The 24,709-nt window shown below is 67.7% G+C and carries 23 protein-coding genes; 5 read left to right on the forward strand and 18 right to left on the reverse strand.

Annotated elements, in window-relative coordinates; all coding sequences use genetic code 11:
* The 12 genes from nifH to hemB all read right to left on the reverse strand — a co-directional run.
* Positions 1-833 (reverse strand): nitrogenase iron protein (gene nifH, locus DSD19_RS10835; RefSeq protein ID WP_113669645.1); only part of this gene is annotated, 833 nt, incomplete at its 3' end.
* Positions 834-1,202: 369 nt separating this feature from the next.
* The gene (locus DSD19_RS10840) at positions 1,203-2,030 is read right to left on the reverse strand and encodes an SIR2 family protein (protein ID WP_113669596.1); all 828 of its coding nucleotides are present in this window, start codon (positions 2,028-2,030) and stop codon (positions 1,203-1,205) included.
* A gap of 5 nt (positions 2,031-2,035) precedes the next feature.
* Entirely contained in the window at positions 2,036-2,245 is a 210-nt protein-coding gene (gene nifT, locus DSD19_RS10845; RefSeq protein WP_075786404.1) for a putative nitrogen fixation protein NifT, read from the reverse strand.
* Positions 2,242-2,529, reverse strand: coding sequence for a nitrogen fixation protein NifZ (locus DSD19_RS10850; RefSeq protein WP_075786403.1), 288 nt, complete (start codon positions 2,527-2,529; stop codon positions 2,242-2,244). The genes nifT and DSD19_RS10850 overlap by 4 nt, the downstream gene beginning before the upstream one ends.
* On the reverse strand, positions 2,516-3,304 hold the full coding sequence (locus tag DSD19_RS10855) for a 4Fe4S-binding leucine-rich repeat protein (RefSeq protein ID WP_113669597.1): 789 nt from the start codon (positions 3,302-3,304) through the stop codon (positions 2,516-2,518). The genes DSD19_RS10850 and DSD19_RS10855 overlap by 14 nt, the downstream gene beginning before the upstream one ends.
* An 8-nt stretch (positions 3,305-3,312) precedes the next feature.
* Entirely contained in the window at positions 3,313-3,507 is a 195-nt protein-coding gene (locus DSD19_RS10860; RefSeq protein WP_075786401.1) for a 4Fe-4S dicluster domain-containing protein, read from the reverse strand.
* A gap of 32 nt (positions 3,508-3,539) precedes the next feature.
* Positions 3,540-5,018 (reverse strand): nitrogenase cofactor biosynthesis protein NifB, encoded by a 1,479-nt coding sequence (gene nifB, locus DSD19_RS10865; protein ID WP_075786400.1) that lies wholly within the window; start codon positions 5,016-5,018, stop codon positions 3,540-3,542.
* 249 nt (positions 5,019-5,267) lie between these two features.
* Positions 5,268-7,058, reverse strand: a complete 1,791-nt coding sequence (nifA, locus tag DSD19_RS10870; RefSeq protein WP_371412577.1) for a nif-specific transcriptional activator NifA — start codon at positions 7,056-7,058, stop codon at positions 5,268-5,270.
* A gap of 325 nt (positions 7,059-7,383) precedes the next feature.
* Positions 7,384-8,427, reverse strand: coding sequence for a cytochrome-c peroxidase (locus tag DSD19_RS10875; RefSeq protein WP_113669598.1), 1,044 nt, complete (start codon positions 8,425-8,427; stop codon positions 7,384-7,386).
* A gap of 375 nt (positions 8,428-8,802) precedes the next feature.
* Positions 8,803-9,297, reverse strand: coding sequence for a type VI secretion system-associated protein TagF (tagF, locus tag DSD19_RS10880; protein ID WP_165828109.1), 495 nt, complete (start codon positions 9,295-9,297; stop codon positions 8,803-8,805).
* Between the two features lie 159 nt (positions 9,298-9,456).
* A complete protein-coding gene (locus DSD19_RS10885) occupies positions 9,457-9,939 on the reverse strand; it encodes a type VI secretion system tube protein Hcp (protein ID WP_113669600.1) in 483 nt (160 codons plus the stop codon).
* Positions 9,940-10,544: 605 nt separating this feature from the next.
* Entirely contained in the window at positions 10,545-11,546 is a 1,002-nt protein-coding gene (gene hemB / locus DSD19_RS10890; RefSeq protein ID WP_113669601.1) for a porphobilinogen synthase, read from the reverse strand.
* Positions 11,547-11,652: 106 nt separating this feature from the next.
* Between hemB and DSD19_RS10895 the strand changes: the two genes are divergently transcribed.
* Positions 11,653-12,174: a component of SufBCD complex gene (locus DSD19_RS10895; protein WP_113669602.1), complete on the forward strand. Its 522-nt coding sequence runs from the start codon at positions 11,653-11,655 to the stop codon at positions 12,172-12,174.
* A 67-nt stretch (positions 12,175-12,241) separates the two neighbouring features.
* The gene (mfd, locus tag DSD19_RS10900) at positions 12,242-15,685 is read left to right on the forward strand and encodes a transcription-repair coupling factor (protein ID WP_113669603.1); all 3,444 of its coding nucleotides are present in this window, start codon (positions 12,242-12,244) and stop codon (positions 15,683-15,685) included.
* Between the two features lie 8 nt (positions 15,686-15,693).
* On the opposite strand, the gene DSD19_RS10905 is transcribed toward mfd, so the two are convergent.
* The 3 genes from DSD19_RS10905 to DSD19_RS10915 form a co-directional block, all read right to left on the reverse strand.
* Entirely contained in the window at positions 15,694-16,890 is a 1,197-nt protein-coding gene (locus tag DSD19_RS10905; RefSeq protein ID WP_113669604.1) for a multidrug effflux MFS transporter, read from the reverse strand.
* Positions 16,891-17,040: 150 nt separating this feature from the next.
* Complete coding sequence (locus tag DSD19_RS10910; protein WP_113669605.1) at positions 17,041-17,691, reverse strand: DsbA family protein; 651 nt, start codon at positions 17,689-17,691, stop codon at positions 17,041-17,043.
* The gene (locus DSD19_RS10915) at positions 17,678-19,207 is read right to left on the reverse strand and encodes a class I adenylate-forming enzyme family protein (protein WP_075786390.1); all 1,530 of its coding nucleotides are present in this window, start codon (positions 19,205-19,207) and stop codon (positions 17,678-17,680) included. The genes DSD19_RS10910 and DSD19_RS10915 overlap by 14 nt, the downstream gene beginning before the upstream one ends.
* A gap of 61 nt (positions 19,208-19,268) precedes the next feature.
* On the opposite strand from DSD19_RS10915, the gene DSD19_RS10920 reads away from it, so the two are divergent.
* Positions 19,269-19,892 carry a helix-turn-helix domain-containing protein gene (locus DSD19_RS10920; protein WP_113669606.1) on the forward strand — a complete coding sequence of 208 codons (624 nt, stop codon included), beginning with the start codon at positions 19,269-19,271 and terminating at the stop codon, positions 19,890-19,892.
* 17 nt (positions 19,893-19,909) lie between these two features.
* Here the strand turns inward: DSD19_RS10920 and DSD19_RS22080 are convergent, their stop codons facing one another.
* Positions 19,910-20,035, reverse strand: a complete 126-nt coding sequence (locus DSD19_RS22080) for an entericidin EcnA/B family protein (RefSeq protein ID WP_202241669.1) — start codon at positions 20,033-20,035, stop codon at positions 19,910-19,912.
* A 1-nt stretch (position 20,036) separates the two neighbouring features.
* Complete coding sequence (locus tag DSD19_RS10925) at positions 20,037-21,869, reverse strand: extracellular solute-binding protein (protein WP_113669607.1); 1,833 nt, start codon at positions 21,867-21,869, stop codon at positions 20,037-20,039.
* Between the two features lie 399 nt (positions 21,870-22,268).
* On the opposite strand from DSD19_RS10925, the gene DSD19_RS10930 reads away from it, so the two are divergent.
* Both DSD19_RS10930 and DSD19_RS10935 read left to right on the forward strand, forming a co-directional pair.
* Entirely contained in the window at positions 22,269-23,042 is a 774-nt protein-coding gene (locus tag DSD19_RS10930) for a 3-hydroxybutyrate dehydrogenase (RefSeq protein WP_075786387.1), read from the forward strand.
* 7 nt (positions 23,043-23,049) lie between these two features.
* Positions 23,050-24,093 (forward strand): patatin-like phospholipase family protein, encoded by a 1,044-nt coding sequence (locus DSD19_RS10935; RefSeq protein ID WP_113669608.1) that lies wholly within the window; start codon positions 23,050-23,052, stop codon positions 24,091-24,093.
* Between the two features lie 8 nt (positions 24,094-24,101).
* Here the strand turns inward: DSD19_RS10935 and DSD19_RS10940 are convergent, their stop codons facing one another.
* On the reverse strand, positions 24,102-24,707 hold the full coding sequence (locus tag DSD19_RS10940) for a LysE/ArgO family amino acid transporter (RefSeq protein ID WP_113669646.1): 606 nt from the start codon (positions 24,705-24,707) through the stop codon (positions 24,102-24,104).
* Positions 24,708-24,709: the final 2 nt, after the last annotated feature.

Consider the following 24,709-nt stretch of genomic DNA (forward strand, 5'->3'; position numbering starts at 1 on the left):
GACTGCATGATGCCGAAATCCATCAGCATCTCTTCCAGCTCTTCCATGGTGATCGGGGTGGGGACGACGCCCTGGCCCGAGTTGTTATGGATCTTCTGGGCCAGCTGGCGGTACTCGTCCGCCTGGCTGCTGTCGGGGGCGTACTGGATCACGGTCTCGCGGCGCAGCTCGGCGTGCTGCACGATGTTGTTGCGCGGCACGAAGTGGATCATCTTGCAGCCGAGCTTCGAGGCCAGCGCCTCGGCCAGTTCCAGCTCGCGGTCGGTCTGACGTTCGTTGCAGATCAGGCCGCCCAGACGCACGCCGCCGGAGTTGGCGTATTTCAGGATGCCTTTCGAGATGTTGTTGGCGGCGTAAAGCGCCATCATCTCGCCCGACATGACGATGTAGATTTCCTGGGCCTTGTTCTCGCGGATCGGCATGGCGAAGCCGCCGCAGACCACGTCGCCGAGCACGTCGTAGGACACGTAGTCCACGTCATCGTAGGCGCCGTTTTCTTCCAGGAAGTTGATGGCGGTGATCACGCCGCGACCGGCACAGCCGACGCCCGGCTCGGGGCCGCCGGCTTCGGTGCATTTGATGCCCTTGTAGCCGATTTTCATCACGTCTTCGAGTTCGAGATCCTCGACCGAGCCCGCTTCGGCGGCGAGGTGCAGCACGGTGTCCTGCAGCTTGGTGTTGAGGATCAGACGGGTCGAGTCCGCCTTGGGATCGCAGCCGACGATCAGGATCTTCTGACCCATCTCGACCAGGGCGGCCAGCGTGTTTTGCGAGGTGGTCGACTTGCCGATCCCACCTTTACCGTAGAAGGCGATCTGTCTCAGAGAGCCCATGGGGATATCCTTTGCAGCTAGGTTCGTTTCCGTGTCGTGTCGCGAGAAGGCATCGCGGCCGCTCTCGAATGGAAATAAGCAGGAAGCGTGCCAAGCTGCTTCGGGGTTTAAAATCACATGAATACAAAGGCCTTTTGGGATTTCGTTGGCGGTGCCCCGATGTGTCGAACGCGACAAAGACCCGACAATTCCGCCCTGCTTCCGGCGTCTCGCCTGCGGCGGGTGTCCGGTCATGGGTATTTGGACCAAGAAGAAGCGGCAAAGGGGGGCATATTTCTTCTTGGCCGAAATACCCAAATGCAGACGGCCCCCGAAGGGGCCGCCAGGTGAAACCATGCGCGCGGGATATGTGCGCCGCCGGATCTGTCATCAGGCGGGGGCGGCCAGCGCCTCGGTCACCGCATCGAGCGGCAGGTCGAGCCGTTCGATCCCGAGTTCCTCGAGAAAGCGCGCCTCCATCCGGGTCAGATCGCCCTCGATGACCGCGGCATGGCCTTTGGCCGAGCGTTTGGCGATCTGGCGGGCGAAGGTTCTCAGCATCTGGTCGTCGAACCGGCAGCCGAGAAACAGGAAGGGGCGGCCGGTACGGCGGTTCTGCACCTCTTCGGGGATCGGCGACTGGATGTCGATCTCTGTCAGAACCTCGACATAGTCGTTGTCGGACATCAGGAAGGCATGGCCTTCGCGGATCAGCCCGTGGGGCTTGTAGATCAGCATGTCCCAGGCGGGATCGGGCTCTTCGCCCACAAGGCTGCCCGCCGCATCATAGGCGCGGGTCCAGATCTCGCTCCATTCGCCGTGGCGGCTGACGCCCTGAACGAAGCCCCACCCGCCGGTGCCCTCTGCGGCCGCGATCAGCGCGCCGTCATACCAGGCATCGACCACCAGCGGCGGGCGGACCTGCGCGATCCAGCGATGCACCGGCCCGGGGTCGGGCCGTCCCGCGAAGGCTTCCTGCACGATGGCATCGAGGGTGCGGCGGAACCGCCGTCCCTCGACATATTGCGCCACCGACCACAGATTGCCCGAGGCGCGTTTCGGCGCGCGCACCCTGGCCTCGATCGCGGCACAGAGCGCCCCGGGCGAGGCGGGCTGGCCGCCGGCGGCGGTGGCGGCGACGCCCGCGCCCAGATAGGGCACGCGGCGCCCGGCCGCGACCTCGTCGAGCAGGGCGGACAGCCGGTCCGCGGCCGCCATCCCGCTCACTCCGTCGAGAGGCGGCGCGCCTCGATCGTGATCGGCAGCGAAGGCGGCGTGTCATAGGCGGGCATGTCGAACACCCAGCCATTGGTCAGCTTCGCCCAGCCGCCCCAGATCCCGGGATGCTCGGAATCGACGATCAGCTCTTCGAGGTCCTTCTTGGCCACGTAGACTTCCATGCCCTTGGGCGTGTCGCGAACGGTGATCTTCATGCGGTCTTCTCCTTGGCGGGGGTGTCGAGGCTGTCGAGTTCGTCGCGGCGCATGCCGACGATCGAGCGGCTGTCGATGAATTCGACCGCGTAGACGTAGAACTGCTGCAGGAAGGTGCCGATGTCGCGCACATAGCCGACCTCGCCCTTCCTGACCACGAATTCGCCGATCTCGCGGCCGGGCACGGTGCCGTCGTTGCGGATATGCTTGCGCGCGCGAACCTTCTCGCCGGGCTGGAAGGCGGGCGGGCCGTAAATCTCGATTTCCTTGTCATCCGTCGACATCGCTGTTCCTTTCGGCGGGAGGGGCGGCGGCACCGATTTCGGCCAGCCGGTCGGCGGCGGCCTGACGGACCGGCGCTTCGGGGTCGTCCAGAAGCCTGCGGGCAAGCGCGGCCCCGGCGCGTTCGGCCACCGCGTGACGGACCCTGAGGTCGCTGTCCTCGGCGAGCGGCCCGAGCCGGGCGGGGTCGATCCGATGGGCCACGGCGCGGCGCACCGCAGGGTCAGGATCGACCATCAGCGGGTCGAGCCAGCGCGGCGCCACCCGCTCGGCGACCAGCTTGCGGATCTCGGGGGCGGGGTCACGGGTCAGGATCGGCAGCACACCGGGATCGGCGCGCCGGGCCGCGACCTGCCGCACGAACGGATCGGGGTCGCGCAGAAGCGGCACCAGATCGGCAAAGGGCATCCGCCAGGCCAGCGCGATCCGCACCTCGCGGTCGGGATCGTCCAGCGCGGCCTTCGACTGCGCGGCGGGCAGGCGGACCGCCGCGACCGCGCGCACCCCCGGATCGGGGTCGTTCAGCAGCGGGCGCAGGCGGAAGATGTTGGCGATCCGCGCGGCATGGGCGCGGGTCTCCGAATAGGGATCGTCGAGACAGCTGTCGGCCGTGTCGGGGTTCATCATGAAGAACCGCGCGATCCTTGCCGCATAGCGGTCGAAGGCGCAGGACCAGCCCGGGCCGCATTGCCGGCGGGCCAGAAGCCCGGAAAACCGGCAGGCGGCGCAGTCAAGCGCCGTTCCCTGCCAGTCGACCGGGTCTGGACCGCCGGTCATGGGCGGGCTCAGGCCGGAACGCAGGTGTTCGGCACCGGGCAGACGGCCGCGCATTGCGGGGCGTCGAACTGGCCTTCGCATTCGGTGCATTTCTCGGCATCGATGATATAGGCGTCGCCCTTGAACTTGATGGCGGCGTTCGGGCATTCGAATTCGCAGGCGCCGCAGACGGTGCATTGCGATTTGACGATTTTCAGGGCCATGGGAGTCTCCTTCGGGTTTGGTCTTGGTCGGGTCACGCGCTCTCGGCAGTCCGTCCGGGGTGCGCGGTTTTCGAGTGCAGGACGGCGGCGATGGCCGTCTCGATGTAATCCTGGGCGAGGCCGTCGATCGCCTCGATACCTGCCTCGGCCAGGCGTTTCTTCGGGCCGGCTCCGATCTTGGAACAGAGCACGTAGGGCACATCCTCAAGCACCCTCAGGATCTCGTCCATGCGCGCTTTGTCGCCATGCCCGCCCAGGCAGTAATTGTCGGCGCGGCGGTGGCCGACAAAGCGGATGCCCTCGGCATCGGCCTCGTAGATCTGGAATTCGGTGACCTTGCCGAAATGCATGTTGATGCGGCCCGAGCCGCGCGTGCAGACCGCAAAAAGCGTCGATTTCCCGGTCTCGGCCACGGTCGCCTCGGCCTGCGCCGCGGCGGCGGCGCGGTCGCGGCGTTCCTCGGCCACCCAGTCGCGATAGGCGGTGCGGGCTTCGGTCGCGTCCGCGATCACCTCGGGCAGCTTGTCCAGCGTGAAGTCCTGGCCCCGGTCCTCGCCCAGAAGACCGACCGCATCGGCGCGGCACTGGCGGCAATGGCGCATCAGGTTGGCGCCGCCCGCGCAGGCGTCCTGCACCTTCTTCAACTCGGCGCCGGTCGGGCCGCGCTGGCCGGTCAGGCCGAAATGGGTGCCATGGGCCGGGTCCGAGATCAGCGGCATGATGTTGTGCAGGAAGGCGCCGCGCGCCTTCACGGCCTTGTTCACCTCGATCAGGTGGTCGTCGTTGATGCCGGGGATCAGGACCGAGTTGACCTTCACCAGGACGCCGCGCGCCTTCAGCATCTCGAGGCTCAGCAACTGGCGGTCGCGCAGGATGGTGGCGGCCTCGATCCCGGTGCGGCGCTTGCCGTCGTAGAAGATCCAGGGATAGATGTGCTGCCCGATTTCGGGGTCGATGGCGTTGATGGTGATGGTGACGTGGTCGATGTTCATCGCCACGATCTCGTCGATATGATCGGGCAGGGCGAGCCCGTTCGAGCTGAGGCACAGCTTGATGTCGGGCAGGTCCTTCGAGACCAGATCGAAGGTGGCCTTGGTGCGGCGCCAGTCATAGGCCGCATCGCCCGGGCCCGCGATCCCCAGCACCGACAGCTGCGGCACCGAGGCCGCGACCGCCAGCACCTTGCGGGCTGCCTGTTCGGGCGTCAGTCGTTCCGACACCACGCCGGGGCGGCTTTCATTGGCGCAGTCGTACTTGCGGTTGCAGTAGTTGCACTGGATGTTGCAGGCGGGCGCGACCGCCACATGCATCCGGGCAAAGTAGTGATGCGCCTCTTCCGAATAACAGGGGTGATCCTTGACCTTGGCCCAGGTCTCGGGGTCCATGTCGGCCGGGCCCTGCGACGATCCGCAAGAGCCCGAGGAACAGCCGCCGCCCTTGGCCATCGCCTCGCCCATGTCCTTGCGGGACGCGACCTGAAGGCCGGAAATCGGGATCAGAGTGGCGGACATCGGCACGTCTCCTCGCAGAAATCGGGTTCCGGGTAGGTAGAAGCATTCAGCGTGCCAAGTCTTGTGGGCAGACCGGACCCCTTGTTTGCAGTGCGTTCGGGCGCTGCGGCGCGGGCGGCGACGGAACAACGATCCGACAGAACGTCCGAAACCCGACAAAGAGGTGTGGGCGGTGCGGGGGCGCACACGAAAAGGGCGGCCCCGTCCGGGACCGCCCCTCGTTTCGTCTGCGTCGGTGTCGAGGCCCGCCTAGAACCGGCGCAGCGGAATGTTGTGCTTTTTCAGCGCATAGCCGATCTGGCGCGGGGTCAGGCCCAGAAGCCGCGCGGCCTTGGCCTGCACCCAGCCCGCCCGTTCCATCGCGTCGACCAGCCGGGCACGCTCGTCCTGGGGCTCGGGCTCGGGCGGACGCGCCGCGGCGGCAGGCGCCTGGCAGGCGGGGGCCGCCGCCGGTCCCTCTCCGAAGCCGATCGGACAGGCGGTCGCCGGCGGGCGCTGGCCCGACCCGCTGTCGATCACCGGCAGGGGTGTGCGCACCGCGGCAAGCCCGCCGATCGGAGACTGCTCGCCCGTCTGCATCCGCCACAGCTCGGCCGAGAGGCAGGTACCCTGATGGCAGGCCAGTTCCTGCGCGCCGATCTCGCTGCCCGAGGACAGCGCCGCCACCCGGCTGATGCAGTTTTCCAGCTCGCGCACATTGCCCGGGAACTGACAGCGCGCCAGCGCCGAGACGGCCTGCGGCGTCATCCGCTTGTTCATGCCGTTCTGTTCGTTGAACCGGTCGAGGAAGGCCTGCGCCAGTTTCGGAACGTCCTCCAGCCGGTCGCGCAGCGGCGGCAGCAGGATCGGCACCACGCAGATCCGGAAGTACAGATCGGCCCGGAACGCACCGCGCGCCACCGCCGCCTCGAGATCGCGGTTGGTGGCCGTCACCAGCCGCACGTCGACGCGCAGCGTCTTGGCGCCGCCCACGCGTTCGAATTCGCCCTCCTGCAGGATGCGCAGCAGCTTGGCCTGGAATTCGGGGCCGATCTCGCCGATCTCGTCAAGGAACAGCGTCCCCTTGTCGGCCAGTTCGAACCGCCCCTTCTTCTGCGCCACGGCGCCGGTGAAGGACCCTTTCTCATGGCCGAACAGCTCGGATTCCAGCAGCGACTGGCTCAGCGCGGCGCAGTTGACCTTGACGAAGGGCTTGTCCTTGCGGTCCGACAGCGCATGCACCGCGCGGGCGAACAGCTCCTTGCCGGTGCCGCTTTCGCCGCGCAGAAGCACCGGCGTCCGGGTCGTCGCCACCTTGCGGATCTGCGCGATCACCGACTTGATCGCCGGGCTGTCGCCGATGATGCCCCGGATCGGTTCGGCCGGAACCCGCGCCTCGGCCACGGATTTCTCGTTGGCATGGCGCAGCGCCAGCCGCGCCTCTTCCATCAGCCGTTCGCGGTCGCGCGCGACCAGACGGCGGAACTTGACCGACTGTTCGAGGATCGCGGCGACCATGGTCATCACCCGCTGGTCCTCGTCGATATTGGGGTAAAGCTCTTCGGTCAGGTCGCGCCAGGCGCCGAGCACGCCGATCACATAGGGCGAATGCACCTGTTCGCGGATCGGCACGGCGATGAAGGCAAAGCGGTCATGCGGCGCCTGCGGCGGCAGCGCCTCGGGGCCAAGCTCGCCCGCCACGTCGCAGGAGACAAGCGCCACCCCGGTCCGGAACACCGCCCTGGTGGCGGCGACCGGCATCGCGCGGCTGGCCGCGGGCGCGCTGGCCGCCCCGCGCGAGGTGGCCGCGATCACGAAGGGGTTGACCTTGCCGGATGCGGTCTGACCCGCGCCGCTGTCGTCGAGCAGCGCCAGAGCACCCATTTGAAGGCCCATGAACGAGGACAGGACGTTCAGGACGGACGGCATGGCCGCGACCGGGTCGCTTGCGCCGGTCAGGATCTTGGCGGCCTCGCAGACGGTATCGAGCGGAAACCGCTCGCGGACGTCAAACTTGGGCAGCGCGGGGCTGCCGCTCAGAGTCATACTGGTGGAGGACATCGCGCATCTCTATGCTTCTGATTGAATAATTCCAACGCTTTGCGCGCTTGTCCAATGGATTGTCGGAAACGGGACAAAATGACAGGTTACTTTCCGTTTTCTTTAATCGCCCTGCCTGAATGAAAGACAGTTGATGTCGCGCTGCCGCATATTTCGGCGGTCGTTTGAAATGAATCGGACATGATTTGTCATTGGCGGCGCAATCTTTTCACCCCGGGCCCGCCGGGACGGGTCTTGGCCGAGTCGAAACCGGGGCGGGGCCTGCAAAGGGAAGGGCCGGCGCGATGGCCGGCCCTTCCGAGGTTCGCGGAGACAGACGGCCGGGCTAGCGTTGCATCACCTCGGCGGTCGGGCGCGGCGTGGCATCGGTTTCCGGCGGCAGCACCGGCGTGGTGATCGCGGGCATGGTGCCGGTCAGGCTGTCGAGGAAGGCCACGATCCGGGTCGCTTCCTCGTCCGAGACATCCTCGCCCAGCTGGGCCGCGCCCATCACCTGCACGGCGGTCCTCAGGTCCCAGACCTTGCCCGAATGGAAATAGGGCGCGGTCAGCGCGACGTTGCGCAGCGGGGCCGCGCGGAACACGTATTCGTCGCTGGCCGTGGCGGTCACCGAATAGCGGCCCTTGTCGCCCTCGGGCAGGATGTCGGCGCCGGGTTTCTCGACCAGGCCGAAGGGGAAATAGCCGTTCCCGCCCAGGTTGACGCCGTTGTGGCAGGTCACGCAGCCCTTGTCGACAAAGAGCTGAAGCCCCTCTTTCTGGGTGTCATCCAGCGCCATCTCGTCGCCGTTCAGGAAGGCGTCGAAGGGGGCGGGGGTGATCAGCGTGGCCTCGAAAGCCTCGATGGCGCGGGCCATGTTGTCGAAGCTGACGGCATCGGCCTCGCCCGGGAAGGCGGCCTCGAACCAGTCGACATACTGTCCCATGGATTTCAGCGTCACGACCACGTTGTCGGGGGTGTTGGCCATCTCGACCCCGGCCTGCACCGGCCCCTTGGCCTGGGCCTTCAGGTCTTCGGCGCGGCCATCCCAGAACTGGGCGATGTTCAGCACCGCGTTCAGCACGGTGGGCGCGTTGCGCGGGCCTTTCTGCCAGCCATGGCCGATCGAGGTTTCCAGGTTGTCGTCGCCGCCGGTGGTCAGGTTGTGACAGGAATAGCAGGAAAAGACGCCCGAGGCCGACAGGCGCGGGTCGAAGAACAATGCCTTGCCGAGGTCGATCTTTTCGGGCGTCACGCGGTTGTCGGCCATTTGCGGCACGGTCGAGGGCAGGGGCTCGAAATAGTCGAGCGCCATGTCGCGCAATTCGGACGCCGAGGCCGGAACGGCGAGTGCGGTGGAGAGAAGGGCTGTTGCAAGGAGGCGTGTCATGGGAGGAACCGTTTCTTTTTGGATGGCGCGCGCAAGGTTGAAATTAGAAGACTTCCAGATGGAAGCTTTGACCTGCATCAAGTTTGCCCGCCATTGCGGTCGCTGCGGCCGCAGGTCGCAATCGGGTGGGGTGCCGGGGCGTGGTGGCAGGGTCGAGCCGACCGGGAAAACGGTTCGGAATCAGGATGCTCAACCGGGTTCCGCATGTTGCGCACAAGCCGGACGTGTCGCGCGGCCTTCAACCGGCGGCGACATCGCCGCATGGGACTTGCCCCGGCAGGGGGGGCTGAGATGCACGAAAGCCTCCGGGCGTCCGGTGGTGGCTTGACCGGCCGGCATCCGCTGGCGCCTGCACGCTCGTTCCCGGCGCCCCGGTCAGACCGCGCCGATCGGACCCATCAGTGCGGCGAGGACCTGTTCGACCGACCGGTTTTCCGCGGCGGGCGGGTCTGCGATCCAGAGCCCGGGTTCGGGGTCGATGCCGCGCGCGGGGGGCAGTGCCTCGAGGGCCGCGCCAAGGCTGCCCGGCGACAGCGCTCCCGCGACCGCCGCCCGCGCGGTCGGCAGCGCGGCGTCGCACCATTCCTCGGCCGCGTCCCAGTCGAGGCCGGGCAGCCTGCAGCAGGCCAGCGGGAAGGCCCGGCCCGACCTGTCGCGGCTGGGCAGGATCAGCGCGGTCAATGTCCCCTTGCCCAGCTCCAGCGTGGCCCTGAGCCCGGTTTCGGGCCAGGACCCGGGCCAGGCCGAGCGCGTCGCCAGATGCGCCGTCATCCAGCGGTCGAGCGCGATCCGCATCATCCCGGGCACGCCCTGGGTGACGAAATCGCCCGCGCTCGGGATCTTTCCGAAGAAACCGGTGGCAGGGGTCACGGGGCCTCCGGACGGACAAGAGCCGCGATGGCCCGGCATGTCGCCGCGCCCGCAAGCGTCACACTGACAAGCGATGGTCCGGGGCATGACGGCCCGCGACATGACAGCCCGCGCGGACCCGCGTCGGCACGGGGCGGATGCGACCGGGACCCGCCCACCTCAGGCGCGGGCCCCGATATCATGGCCGATTTCGTGCCCGTTCCCGGACGAATGGCCGACCGCCTGCCCGGTATAGCGGATGTTGACCGCCTCGAAGACCAGATCGAGCCGCTCCTGCAGGACCGCGGGGTCCCTGTCGGCTCCGACGATCTCGTAATGGCTGACCGTCGCATTGCTCAGGGTGATTGTCAGATCGTCCAGATCCATGTCGTTGAAGGGCGTCCGCAGCATGATCGCCGCCTCGGGGAAGGACTTTCCGAGAAGAAGCGCCAGCGCGAGATGCGGCGAGGCGGCGTCGTCCCATTTCCAGACCGCAAGCGGACCCACGCCGGGGCGGCCGCGCACACGCCCGGTTCCGGCGCTGGTGCGCAGGTCGCGGCCGAGCGCCCATTGGATGTCGAGGACGTCGATTTCGCGTTCATGCCCGACGCGGACCGATTCCCCCTCGACATCCGGCAGCTTCATGAAGGCGGTCAGGGTCATGACGGTCCTCCCGGGAAAAAGGCGCTGAGGGGACAAGGGCTTCCGGAACGCGCCGCCGTTGCCGGATCCGCAATCCGGTTCCGGCAGTGCCCTCAAACGGCACCGGGCACGCAAACGAGTCGATCAACGCCTAAATCCGTAAAATCAGTTTCAATCCGGCGATAATCTCAGAATCATGCGTGCACTGCAACGGTGCGGAAATTTTGTTGCTGACCCTGTGTCGCGGCCTGGGGGTGCCGCGTTCCTTGGAGGCGAAAGATCCGCCCGCACCGGAGGGTGCGAGCCGCAAGGGTCCCCGCCGTCTGCCTCGGGAGCCCCTGCCCGGGTCCGGTCTGCATTCAGCGGCTTCGCATCTGCCTGGGGTCTCGCTCAAGATCGTGACCAGAGGCGATCTTCTGCGGGCGAGCGCTGACCGACGCGCAAGGGGCGCGGATCGGGGGGCATCCGTCCGGGCGCGATGGGGGCCGGAGCGGCGGAGACACCCGGTTGTTTGCGGACGCGGTGCGGCGAACGCCCCTTCGGCCGCCGCACCGTTCGACGGGATCGAGGGCGTTTCCTCCCCCTCTCGATCCGCTCCGATCAGCCCCGATCCGCGCGGACGGGGGCTAGCGCGCGTTCAGGATCTTCGCCGCGGCGGGGGCGAAATAGGTCAGGATGCCGTCGCAGCCCGCGCGTTTGAACGCCATCAGGCTTTCCATCATCACCTTGTCATGGTCGAGCCAGCCGTTCTGGATCGCGGCCATCAGCATCGCGTATTCGCCCGAGACCTGATAGGCATAGGTCGGCACGCCGAATTCGGTCTTCACCCGGCGGCAGATGTCGAGATAGGGCATGCCGGGTTTCACCATGACCATATCGGCGCCCTCCATCAGGTCGCGCTCGATCAGCCGCACCGCCTCGTCGGAATTGGCCGGGTCCATCTGATAGGTCTTCTTGTCACCCGTAAGCGCCCCCGAGGCGCCGACCGCGTCGCGGAACGGACCGTAGAAGGCCGAGGCGTATTTCGCCGAATAGGACATGATGGTCACGTCCTGATGGCCGTTTTCCTCTAGCGCCTTGCGGATCGCGCCGATCCGGCCGTCCATCATGTCCGAGGGCCCCAGGATATCGGCCCCGGCCTCGGCCTGGGCCAGCGCCATCTTGACCAGCGCTTCGACGGTTTCGTCGTTCACGATCACGCCGTCCCGCACGATGCCGTCATGGCCGTTCGAATTGTAGGGGTCGAGCGCGATATCGGTCATCACCGCGATTTCGGGAACTTCCGCCTTGATCGCGCGGATCAGCCGGTTCGACAGGTTGTCGGGGTTCCAGGCCTCTTCGCAAAGCTCGGTCTTCAGCGAGACGTCGGTATAGGGGAAGATGCAGACCGCCGGGATGCCCAGCGCGGCCGCCTCCTTGACCGCCGCGACAGACAGATCGACCGACCGCCGCATCACGCCCGGCATCGAGGGCACCGGCTCTTCGACACCCTCGCCCGCGCGCACGAAGATCGGCCAGATCAGATCGCCCACCGACAGCGTGGTCTCGCTGGTCAGCGCACGCAGCGCCGCAGTGCGGCGGCTCCGGCGCAGGCGCGTGGTCGGGAAGGGGGCAACGGTCGGGCGCATGGCAAGGGCTCCTTCAACATTTTCTGCGACTGCGTTACACCCAACCGGGCCCCTCTTAAAGGGCGGGAATCGTCCCAGGCCTCAGCACAGAGGAAAGGCGCGCCAGGTGGATCTTTACGGCAGAGTTTTCGATCTGATCGACATGCGGTCCTTTTCGAACCTGTGGTACTGGATCGCGCTGGCCGTGCTGTGGTCGACCTCCAGCCACTGGGTGCTGGGCGTGCCCTTCGACCTGATCCAGCGGGCGCGCCGCCGGGGCGGTCAGGCGGCCGAGGATGTGGCGACGCTGGTGGGCGTGAACGCGCGGCGGTATCTTTACATCGCGTCCGAGGCCGGGCTCTGGATCGCCGCGTTCACCGGCTTTGCGCTGGCGGTGCTTTTCGTGCTGGGCTTCGGCTACGGGGTCGAATTCTGCCAGGCGGTGTTTCTGCTGGTCGCGCCGACGACGCTGGTCGGGCTCTGGTCGGTGCGGACCGCGCGCCGCTATGCCAAACGCGCGCCCTCGGGCGAGGCGCTGTACCGGATGCTGCGCTGGCACCGTCTGGGGGTGCAGGCGATGGGCATCGTTTCGGTCTTCGTCACCGCGATGTGGGGCATGTGGATGAACATGGTGGTCACCGGGCTCTGAGTGCCGCGCCCGGCTTCGGGCGGGTTGCGGTTGACACCGCCCGCGCCGCACGTATCTGAACCTTCCCATGGAAGATCCGCGTCACATCACCGCCGGCGGCGCCCCCGAAGGGTTCGATGCCCGGCTTCTGGCCCGCGAGCTGACCCGCAGCGGCCGGCCCATCCTTCATGTCGCCCGCGACGACAAGCGGCTGGCGGCGATGCGCGCGGCGCTGGCCTTCTTCGCGCCCGAGGCGGTGGTGCTGGACTTCCCGGCCTGGGACTGCCTGCCCTATGACCGGATCTCGCCCAATGCCGATGTCGAGGCGGCGCGGATGGCGACGCTGGCCACGCTGGCCGCGGGGCTCTCGGGTCCGTTCATCCTGCTGACCACGCTTGGCGCCGCGACCCAGCGCGTCCCCGCGCGCGAGGTGCTGCAGGGCGCCTCCTTCACCGCGCGGGTCGGCATGCAGATCGACGAGGCGGCGCTGAAGGCCTTCCTTGTCCGCATGGGCTTCACCCAGGCGCCGACGGTGATGGAACCCGGCGACTATGCGATCCGGGGCGGGATCGTCGATATCTACCCGCCGGGCGAGGCCGGGCCGGTGCGGCTCGATCTTTTCGGCGACGTGCTCGATGGCGCGCGCCGCTTCGATCCGGCGACCCAGCGCACGACCGAGAAACTGAAATCGGTCGAACTGGCGCCGGTGTCCGAGGTGATCCTCGACGACGCCGCGATCACCCGCTTCCGGCAGAATTACCGGATCGAGTTCGGCGCGGCGGGCACCGATGACCCGCTTTACGAGGCCGTCAGCGCGGGGCGCAAGCATGCCGGGGCCGAGCATTGGCTGCCCTTCTTCCACGACCGTCTGGAAACGATCTTCGACTATCTGCCCGGGGCCGCGATCTATCTGGACGATCAGGTCACGCCCGCGCGGCTGTCGCGTTGGGAGACCATCGAGGACCAGTACCAGACCCGGCGCGAGGCGATGGCGCAGAAGGGCCGGATCGACACCGTGTACAAGCCCTGTCCGCCGGGGCTGATGTATCTGGACGATGCCGCCTGGGACGCTGCCGTGGCGGGCCACCGGGTGGTGCAGCTGGCGCCGTTGCAGCAGGGGCTGGGGCCGGGCGTCATCGACGCGGGCGGCCGCATCGGGCGCAATTTCGCACCCGAGCGAAAGCTGGAACAGGTCAGTCTTTTCAGTGCCTTGAAAGACCATATTCAGACTCGGCGCGAAGAGGGTGCGGTGGTCGTCGCGTCCTATTCCGAAGGCGCGCGCGAACGGTTGCAGGGGCTTCTCGAGGATGAGGGGCTGAGCGAGGCCACGCTGATCTCGGACATTCGCGAGGTGGCCGAGGGGCGCGGGCTCTATCTGACGGTCTGGGCGCTGGAACATGGCTTCGAGGGGCCGGGCCTGACCGTCATCTCGGAACAGGACGTGCTGGGCGAGCGGCTGATCCGCGGCCCGAAGAAACGCCGCCGGGCCGAGAATTTCCTGACCGAGACGCAGTCGCTGTCGCCCGGCGATCTGGTCGTGCATGTCGAGCATGGGGTCGGGCGCTATACTGGGCTCGAGACCATCGCGGCGGCCGGTGCGCCGCATGAATGTCTGGCGCTCGAATATGCCGGCGGCGACCGTCTGTATCTGCCGGTCGAGAATATCGAACTGCTCAGCCGCTACGGCCATGACGAAGGGCTTCTGGACAAGCTGGGCGGCGGCGCCTGGCAAGCCAAGAAGGCCAAGCTCAAGGAACGCATCCGCGAGATGGCCGACAAGCTGATCCGGGTGGCGGCCGAGCGTGTGCTGCGCCACGCCCCGATCCTTGAGCCCGCCCATCACATGTGGGAGGCGTTCTCGGCGCGTTTCCCCTATCAGGAGACCGACGACCAGCTGGCCGCCATCGAGGATGTGCTGACCGACATGGCCTCGGGCACGCCGATGGACCGGCTGATCTGCGGCGATGTGGGCTTCGGCAAGACCGAGGTCGCGATGCGTGCGGCTTTCGTCGCGGCGATGTCGGGGGTGCAGGTCGCGGTTGTGGCGCCGACCACGCTGCTGGCGCGCCAGCATGCCAAGGGCTTTGCCGAACGCTTCCGGGGCTTTCCGGTCGAGGTGCGACAGCTGTCGCGTTTCGTCCCCGCCAAGGAGGCGGCGGCGACGCGGGCAGGGCTGGCCGAGGGCACGGTCGATATCTGCATCGGCACCCATGCGCTTCTGGCCAAGGGCGTCAGGTTCCGAAATCTGGGCCTGCTGATCATCGACGAGGAACAGCATTTCGGCGTCGCCCACAAGGAGCGGCTGAAACAGATGCGGTCCGACGTGCATGTGCTGACCCTGACCGCGACCCCGATCCCGCGCACCTTGCAGATGAGCCTGACCGGCGTGCGCGATCTGTCGATCATCGGCACGCCGCCGGTCGACCGGCTGTCGATCCGCACCTATGTCAGCGAATTCGACACGGTCACCGTCCGCGAGGCGCTTCTGCGCGAACATTATCGCGGCGGGCAAAGCTTCTTCGTGGTGCCGCGCGTCAAGGACCTGCCCGAGATGGAGCATTTCCTGCGCGACCAGGTGCCCGAGGTCAGCTTCATCACCGCCCATGGCCAGCTGGCGGCGGGCGATCTCGACGAGAGGATGAATGCCTTCTACGACGGCAAGTACGATGTGCTGCTGGCCACCACCATCGTGGAATCCGGGCTCGACATCCCGACCGCCAATACCATGATCGTGCACCGCGCCGACATGTTCGGGCTCGCGCAGCTGTACCAGATCCGGGGCCGGGTCGGGCGCTCGAAGGCGCGGGCCTATGCCTATCTCACCACGAAGCCCCGCGCGCCGCTGACGCCGCAGGCGCAGAAACGGCTGCGCGTGCTGGGCTCGCTCGACACGCTGGGGGCGGGCTTCACGCTGGCCAGCCAGGATCTCGATATCCGCGGCGCGGGCAACCTGATCGGCGAGGAACAGTCTGGCCATGTCCGCGAGGTGGGCTTCGAACTGTACCAGTCGATGCTGGAAGAGGCGATCGCCCGCATCAAGTCGGGCGAGCTGGAGGGAATGGCCGATACCGACAGCGACTGGTCGCCCCAGATCAATCTGGGCGTGCCGGTGCTGATCCCGGACGATTACGTGCCCGATCTCGACGTGCGGCTGGGGCTTTACCGGCGGCTCTCGACGCTCTCGACCAAGGTCGAGCTGGAAGGCTTTGCCGCCGAACTGATCGACCGTTTCGGCAAGCTGCCGAAAGAGGTCAACACGCTTCTGCTGGTGGTGCGCATCAAGGCGATGTGCAAGGCTGCGGGCATCGCCCGGCTCGACGGCGGGCCGAAGGGCGCGACCGTGCAGTTTCACAACGACAAGTTCGCCAATCCCGCCGGGCTGGTGGCCTTCATCCAGGACCAGCAGGGGCTGGCCAAGGTCAAGGACAACAAGATCATCCTGCGCCGCGACTGGAAGAAGGACAGCGACAAGATCAAGGGCGCCTTCGCCATCGCCCGCGATCTGGCCGAAAAGGTGCGCCAGACCGCCTGAGCGGAGCCCTAACGCTTCGGCACGGTCAGCATCACGGCAAGCGCCGCGCCCACGGCGATGAAACAGCCGGTGGCCAGCGGCCGCGGCGTGCCGTCGAAAAGAAGCCCGATGGGCGAGGCCAGAAGCGCCGACAACGCGGTCGCGAAGGCGCCGATGATCGAGGCCGCCATCCCCGCCACATGGCCGAGCGGCTCCATCGCCAATGCGTTCAGGTTGCCGATGGTCAGTGCGTTCATCCCGAAGAAGGTGATCGACCACAGGATATAGGCCGGAAACTCGGCCCAGCCCGGCAAGAGGTGCAGCCAGAACGCGGCCATCATGACCCCCGACAGGACGAATTGCGCCATCAGCGCGGTCCGGATCAGGTAGCGCATGCCCAGCCGCCCGACCAGCATCGCGTTGAGAAAGCTCGCAGATCCGGCGCAGACAGCGACCACGCCGAACCAGACGGGAAAGCTGTCGCCCTTGTCGAAATAGATGTCATAGACCTGCTGGGTCGAGGTCAGGAACCCGAAGAACCCGGCGAAGATGAAGGTCTGCACCAGCGTCGCGCTACGCGCGACCGGCGAGCCCAGCACCTCGCGCGCCGCCGCCAGAAGCGGGCCGGGGCGCAACGGGCGGCGCGACTCGGGCGGCAGGGTTTCGGCCTGGCGCAGCCCGAACCAGCCCATCGAGACGACCGAAAAGACGAGGAAGGCGCCGAAGATCCCGCGCCAGCCGAAGCCCGCCATGATCACCGCGCCGACCGAGGGCGCCAGCGCCGGCAGCAGTGTGAAGATCGTCATGACGAAAGAGACGATCTTTGCCATGTCGCGCCCCGAATACAGGTCGCGCACCACGGCCAGCGCCACCACCCGGACGCCCGCCGCGCCGAAGCCCTGGATCGCCCGGCCGATCAGCAGCCATTCGAGGCTTTGTCCAAGCCCCGCGATGGCCGCGCCCAGCATATAGGCCAACGCGGTGCCGAGGATCACCGGCTTTCGCCCGAAACAGTCCGACAGCGGCCCCATGATCAGCGTGCCCGCCCCCATGCCCAGCATGAAGCTCGTGACCACGAATTGCGCTCGGTTCAGCGTCTCGGGCGTCAGTTCGGCGCCGATCTCGGGCAGGGCGGGCAGCATCGCGTCGATCGAGAAGGCGACGGTTGCAAAAAGCAACGCCGTCATGGCGACGAATTCGACCCGCGAGAGACGCCGTGCGGCCATGAGCTGTCCTTTCCTGCTGAGGGATTAGATCCGGGCGGGCGAAGCGCCCGAAAGCCGCCGGTCCGGCCTCTCGCCCTTAGACGATCCTGCGAGGTCGGACAAGGCAGCGCCACTGTGCGTCAGTGCACAACTTGCGGGACCTGCTGCGGATCAGTGCGGCCCGGCGGCGGTCGGCGCGCCTGAGAGCTCGGCGATGACGTCGAGCCAAAGCTCGGTCGGCTGGGCGCCCACCAGCACATGCGTATCGGCCAGGATGAAGGTCGGTACCCCGCTCACGCCCCGCTCGCGCGCATGGGCGTCGCGGGCGCGCACCCCGTCCAGATCGGCGTCACTGGCCAGAAGCCGCGCGATCATCGTCCCGTCGAGCCCGGCCGAGGCGGCCAGGTCGGTCAGCACCTCCGGGTCGCCAATGTCGCGGCCCTGCTGGAAATAGGCCTCGAAAAGCGCGGTCACGACCTCGGTCTGGCGGTGTTCGATCCCGGCCCAGTGGATCAGCCGGTGTGCGTCGAGCGTGTTCGGTGTGCGGGCGATGGCGGCAAGGTTCAGCTCGATCCCGGTCTCGCGGGCGCGGCGGTCGATTTCGGCATAGGCGCGAACGGCCTCGGTCTGGCCGCCGAACTTGGCCTCGAGATAGGCGCGCCGGTCCATGCCCGCGCGCGGCATGCCGGGGTTCAGCTGGAAGGGCTGCCAGGCGATGGTGAAGGGATGGTCGGGGCGCTCGGCCAGGGCCGCGTCCAGCAGCCGCTTGCCGATCAGGCACCAGGGGCAGATCGGATCCGAGAAGATATCAAGCCGGATCATGCGCGGCCTCATGGCGTTGCCGGATCAGGCGGCGGTTGAGCTTGCCATTGGGGTTCTTCGGCAATTCGTCGAGATGGACGTAAAGCCGGGGCTGCTTGTAGCGCGCCAGCCGCTCGGCGGCAAAGGCGGCCAGCTCGGCCTCGTCCAGCGGCGTGCCGGTATAGAAGGCGGCAATCACGGTGGTGTCGGCCTTGACCGCAATCTCGGTCGCGGCGACCTCGTGGATGGCGGGGTGTTCCATCAGCGCACGTTCGACCTCCAGCGGCGAGACCCGCACGCCGCCCGCGTTCAGCATGTCGTCGCCGCGCCCCAGATAGGTGATGGCGCCGTCCTGGGCCATTTCGACCATGTCGCCGGTCAGGAACCATTCGCCCGCGAACCGCGCGCGGGTCTCGGCCTCGGCCTTGAGATAGCCCAGCATCACCCCCGGATCGCGGTTCGAGACCGCGAGCTGCCCGGGCTCGCCGCGCGCGACGGGGGCGTTGTCGGGGCCCAGAACGGCGATGCGGCGCCCGGCCTGCGGATAGCCCGAGGCCGGAAGCGGCGCGGGACGCGCGGGGCTGCCCGAGACGAAGGTCGAGCATTCGGACATGCCGAGCGCCTCATAGACGAAGGTGCCGGTCGCCTCGCGCCAGGCGGCCCGGGTGGCTTCGGGCATCTTCTCGCCCGCCGACAGCCCGTGGCGCAGCTTCGGCAGCACGATTTGCGGATGCGCCTTCAGCATCTGCCGGTAAACCCCCGGCGCGGCGGCAAAAAGCGTCGCATCGAAGCGGCGCAGCAACAGCGGCAGGTCGCCCGGCTGCACCCCCGGGGCCGGGATCAGCGCCGTCGCGCCGATGGCCCAGGGATCGAGAAGCCCGGTGCCCAGCGTATAGGTCCAGTTGAAGGCCCCGGCATGCAGCAGCCGGTCCTCGGCCGAAAGCCCGTACCAGCCGTCCCACATCATCCGCCGCGCCCAGACGGCGCGGTGCGCATGGATCACGCCGCGCGGCTGGCCCGAGGTGCCCGAGGTATAGACCACATAGGCGGGCCGGTCCGGATCGCCCAGCACATAGTCGGCGGGCGCATGGGCGTAAAACCCGCGCTGGGTCTCGATATCCAGCACCGGTGCGGGGCAGTCCTCGGGCAGCGCCACGTTCGGCCCGGCGAAGATCGCCACCGGCTCGATCTCGGCGGCGAGCTTGCCGATCTCGATGCGCGTCAGCATCGCCGAGGTCGGCACCGGCACCAGCCCGGCGGCGATGGCCGCCAGATAGGCGATCGGGAACTCGACCCCGTTGCCCAGCCGCAGCAGCACCCGGCCGCCCTCCGGCAGGCCCATTGCCAGAAGGCCTGCGGCAAGGCCGCGCACTGCGGCCTCGAGCCGGGCATAGGACCAGCGCTCGGCGCCATGCGGGCCGACGATGGCCAGCGCCACCTTGTCGGGCGACAGCGCGGCCGGGGCCAGCACATAGGCGGCCAGGTTGAACGGGGCGGGGCAAGGCGCGGGCGCGCCCTCATCGAAGATCGCGTGCATGCCAGAGGTGCTAGCCGCGCGACCTTGCGGTTGCAAGGGGCAAGCTCTAAGAGCGGAGCGCATGGACGAGCAGAGCGAACACAGCCTGATCCGCATCGCCCGTGCCCAGGGCGACGCCGAGGCAGCCGAACCGCTGGATCTGGGGCGCCGGGTGCGCGAGCTGCGCACCGAGAAGGGCTGGACGCTGGAACAGGCGGCCCGCCAGGCGGGTCTTGCGCGCTCGACCCTGTCCAAGATCGAAAACGACCAGATGTCGCCGACCTATGACGCGCTGAAGAAGCTGGCGACCGGGCTGGGCGTGTCGGTGCCGCAGCTGTTCACGCCGATGCGCGGCGCGCGGGCGGGCGGGCGGATGGCGGTCACGCGCACCGGCGAGGGCGCGGCCCATGCCACCGCCACCTACGAGCACGAGCTGATGGCGGGCGCGCTGGCGCGCAAGCGCATGATGCCCTACCGGACCCGGATCCGCGCCCGCGACGTGGCCGAGTTCGACGGCTGGGTGCGGCACGAGGGCGAAGAGTTCCTTTATGTGCTGACCGGCGTCGTGCGGCTTTACACCGAATTCTACGCGCCGGTGGACATGCGGCGGGGCGACAGCGCCTATTACGATGCGACCATGGGGCACAATCTGGTCTCGGTCAGCCAGGAGGACGCGACCGTGCTTTGGGTGACCTCGGTCGATTGACGCGTCCGGCGCGGGTCCTAAAGCGCGTTCCGAACGGCGCGGGCGCTGGCCGAGATGTCCTTGCCCACCCCCTCGACGGTCGAGCATCCGGCCATCGCGAGCGCCAGCGCGACAAGAAGCAGACGGGGAAGAATACGGGCCATCTCAGTTCTCCTCGGACCACCAGACATCGGGCAGGAAGCCGACCCAGTCGCCATAGACCGGGATCGTCCCGGGGTAGTGCAGCCTGGCGGCATGGGCAAGATGCGAGCTGGGCGCGTACCAGATCGGGATGACATAGCGCCCGGTGGTCAGCACCCGGTCAAGCGCGCGGGTCGCGGCGATGAAGTCGTCTCTCCCGGTGGCGTTCAGAAGGGACCGGATCATCGCCTCGGCGGCGGGGCTGTCGATGCCCATCCAGTTGCCGGTGCCGGGCTGGGTCACGCCCGCCGCCCCCCAGTACAGCCATTGCTCGTTGCCCGGAGACAGCGACAGCGCGCGGGCGTAGACAGTCATGTCGAAATCGTAGGACGCGGTGCGCTGGACATATTGCGCCGCATCGACCTGGGTCACGCGGACCTCGATGCCCATCCGCTGCAGCGCATCGGCAAACAGCGTCACGATGCGTTCGCTGTCCGAGGCGCCCTGCACCAGCAGGATCTCGAACCGGAAGGGCGCGCCCTTATCGTTTCTGAGCCTGCCCCCGGGGCCGACCGTCCACCCGGCTTCGGCCAGCCGCGCCAGCGCCGCGCGCAGGTTGCGCCGGTTCTGCGGCCGCCCGTCCGAGACCGGCAGCGCATAGCCGTCCAGCGCGCCGGGCAACAGGCTGTCGGCAAAGGGGGCCAGCAGGTCGCGCACCTTTCCCTCGGCCGGACCCGGACGCATGCCGAGTTCGGAATTCGAGAAATAGGACGCGATCCTGGGCTGGGTGCCGCCGGTCAGGGTCTGGTTGATGAATTCGAAGTTGAACGCGAGGATCATCGCGTCGCGCACCCGCCAGTCGGCGAAGACCGGCCGCCGCGTGTTCATCGCGAGGCCCGAAATGCCCGAGGGCCGGTGATGCGGGATCTCGGCCTTGACGATGCGGCCGTCGCGGACCGCCGGAAAGTCGTAGGCGCTTTGCCAGCGGGCATCGTTCGTTTCGCGGTAGATGTCGACCTCGCCCGCGGTGAAGGCCGCGAACAGCGCGGCCCCGTCGGCGTAGTAGTCGTGGCGGATCTCGTCGAAATTGTGCTGGCCGCGGTTGAAGGGCAGATCGCGCCCCCAGTAGTCGGGATTGCGGCGCAGGCTGACGAAGCGGCCCGGCTCGACCTCCGAGACGACGTAAGGCCCGCTGCCGATCGGCGGCTCAAGCCCGCTCCGGCTGAAGTCGCGGCCCTCCCATTGCGCCTTCTTCAGGATCGGTCTCAGCCCCAGGATCAGCGGCAATTCGCGGTCGGGGGCGTTGAAGGTGAACCGGACGCTGCGCGGCCCCACGGCCTCGGCCCGGGCGATCTTCTCATAGCCGTTGCGATAGCGCGGATGACCCAGCGTGCCCAGCGTCTCGACCGACCAGAGCACATCCTCGACGGTGACCGGGCTGCCATCCGAGAACCGGGCCTCGGGCCGCAGGGTGAATTCGACCCAGTCGCGATTCGGGCCGGTGGTGACGGTCTCGGCCAGAAGCCCGTAAAGCGTAAAGGGCTCGTCCCAGGATCGGCCCATCAGGCTTTCGTAGCTTTCATGGCCCAGCGCCCAGGGCGCGGTGCCTTTCAGCAGGAACGGGTTCAGGCTGTCGAAACTGCCGGTCTCGCCCAGCACGATTCGCCCGCCCTTGGGCGCGTCGGGATTGGCATAGGGCAGGGCCACAAAATCCGGTGGGAGAGCCGGGTCGCCATACATAGCGATGCCATGGGCGGGGGCAGGCGCGGCGGCCTCGGCCAGGCCGAGACCGGCCGAGAGAATCACGCCGAGTGCTGCGCCTGCGACTCGCGCCGCGCGAAGGGGGATGCCTGTCATGGTGCTCGGGCCTTGTTCCGGCTGGGCCTTGTTTTGCTTGACCGCGAGCCTACGCGGAGCACCGTGGCTTTTCAAACTTTTAGCTTGGCCCTCGGCGCCGGATTGCGTATAAAGAACCCACTGCTCGATAGGTTTCTTGCCTGTATGAAACCTGCCTCAATAACTTAACGCCCGCCTCGTGCGGGCGTTTTTTTCTGCGCGTTCGATAGATATCCCGGGCAAGAGAATCGGCCGGGCGCGGGGCGCATCGGGTCCCGGCCGCAGCGGCCTCCGCCTACAGGCCGCAGCCGGTCGAGCCAATTCACTTCGGCTCCCGTTCGCGTGTGTTTCCCTGCTATGCCGCCGTCCCCGCGCCATGTAGGATTTCTGCAACTGCAGCATTCATGAAAGGGGTTTCAAATGTCGCTTTCCGGAAAAACCGCCATCGTCACCGGGTCGAACTCGGGCATCGGGCTTGGCGTGGCGCATGAGCTGGCCCGGGCGGGCGCCGATGTCGTGCTGAATTCGTTCACCGACCGCGACGAGGATCACAAGCTGGCCGAAGAGATGGCCGCGCAGCACGGGGTGAAGGTCCGCTACATCAAGGCCGACATGTCCAGCGGCGAGGAATGCCGCGCGCTGATCGAAAAGGCCGGGGCCTGCGATATCCTGGTCAACAATGCCGGCATCCAGCATGTCGCCCGGATCGACGAATTTCCGGTCGCCAAGTGGGATGCGATCATCGCCATCAACCTCAGCTCGGCCTTCCACACCACCGCCGCGGCGCTGCCGGTGATGCGCAAGGCGGGCTGGGGGCGGATCGTCAACATCGCCTCGGCCCATGGCCTGACTGCCAGCCCCTTCAAAAGCGCCTATGTCGCCGCCAAGCACGGCATCGTGGGCTTCACCAAGGTGACCGCGCTGGAAACGGCCGAAGAGCCCATCACCTGCAACGCGATCTGCCCGGGCTATGTGCTGACGCCGCTGGTCGAGGCGCAGATCCCCGACCAGATGAAGACCCACAACATGGACCGCGAGACGGTGATCCGCGAGGTGATGCTGGACCGCCAGCCCTCGAAGGAATTCGCCACGGTCGAGGAGATCGGCGGCACGGCCGTGTTCCTCTGTTCGGACGCCGCCAAACAGATCACCGGCACGACGATCAGCGTCGACGGCGGCTGGACCGCGCTGTGAGGGCGCGATGACGACCCGGCGCATCAACCTGGCGCTGCAGGGCGGGGGCGCGCATGGCGCCTTCACCTGGGGTGTGCTGGACCGGCTGCTGCTGGACCCCGAGATCGAGATTGCGGCGATCTCGGGCGCCTCGGCGGGCGCGATGAACGGCGCGGCGGTCAAGGCCGGGCTGGTCTCGGGCGGCCGCGAGGCCGCGCGCGAGAACCTCGACTGGTTCTGGGAACAGGTGGGCGCGGTCGGCGACATGCGGCTGACCAGCTGGATGGCGGCCTTCCTGCCGGGCGCGGGGGCGGTGGCGCAGTTCATGGAAAACGCCCTGCCGATCTCGCTGATCGACAATGCCAGCCGCTCGGTCAGCCCCTATGCGCTGGGGCCGTTCTACCGCAACCCGCTGGAACGGGTGGTGCGCCGCTTCGATTTCGGCAAGGTCTGCGCCAGGGCCGAACCGCTTCTGTTCGTCGGCGCCACCAATGTGCGCACCGGCAAGGTGCGGGTCTTCCGCGGCGACGAGATCGACAGCGACGTGTTGCTGGCCTCGGCCTGCCTGCCGACGCTGTTTCAGGCGGTCGAGATCGACGACCCCGACACCGGCCGGACCGAGGCCTACTGGGATGGCGGCTATACCGGCAACCCGGCACTCTTTCCGCTGTTCGAGCCGGAACTGCCCGAGGACATCGTGGTGGTGTCCATCAATCCGATGGAGCGCGACGAGGTGCCCCGGACGCCGCAGGACATCCAGAACCGGATCAACGAGATCAGCTTCAACTCGTCGCTGCTGCGGGAGCTCAGGGCGATTTCGCAACTCGAACAGCTGATCGCCGAGGGCCGGATCGATGCAGGCTCGCTGAAGGTGCCGCGGATTCACATGATCTCGGATGACGCGCTGATGAACAGCCTCAGCATCGTCACCAAGCTGATGCCAAGCCCGATCGTGCTGGCCGAGCTGAAAGAGGCCGGACGGGCGGCCGCGGACCGGTTCCTGCGCGAGGTCAAGCCCGCCTTGCAGACCGCCAGCAGCGTGAACCTCAAGCGGATGTGCGAAGGGACCTGAGCCGCCGGTCAGGTCCCGAGGATCAGCCGCGCCGCGATGGCCCACATCACCGCGGCGATCAGCGCGTCAAGCACCCGCCAGGCGACGGGGCGCGCCATCGCCGGGGCAAGGACGCGCGCGCCGTAGCCGAGCGCGAAGAAGAAACAGAACGAGGCCAGCACCGCCCCCAGCGCAAAGGCCTCGCGCGCGGCGCCGGGGTCGAATTCGGTCGAGACGGCGCCGATCAGGCCCAGAGTGTCCAGATAGACATGCGGGTTCAGCCAGGTCAGCGCGGCGGCCGTGCCCAGCACCGCCCAGACGCTGCCCGCCCGGCCCTCGGCGGTCAGCCTGTGCCCGCCCTGCCAGGCGGCGCGGGCGCGAAGCGCGCCATAGACGATCAGGAAAGCCGCCCCGCCAAGGCTCAGCGCCTGCGGCAGCCAGGGCAGGGCGCCGGTGACCGCGCCGAAGCCTGCGACCCCGGCCGCGATCAGCACCGCGTCCGACAGCGCGCAGAAAAGACACAGCGCAAAGACATGGCAGCCCAGAAGCCCCTGGCGCAGAACGAAGGCGTTCTGCGCCCCGATGGCAAGGATCAGCGACAGCGAGGTCGCGAATCCGGTCAGTGCCGGTCCCAGAA

The organism is Rhodovulum sp. BSW8, assembly GCF_003314725.1.
Lineage (GTDB): Bacteria > Pseudomonadota > Alphaproteobacteria > Rhodobacterales > Rhodobacteraceae > Rhodovulum > Rhodovulum visakhapatnamense.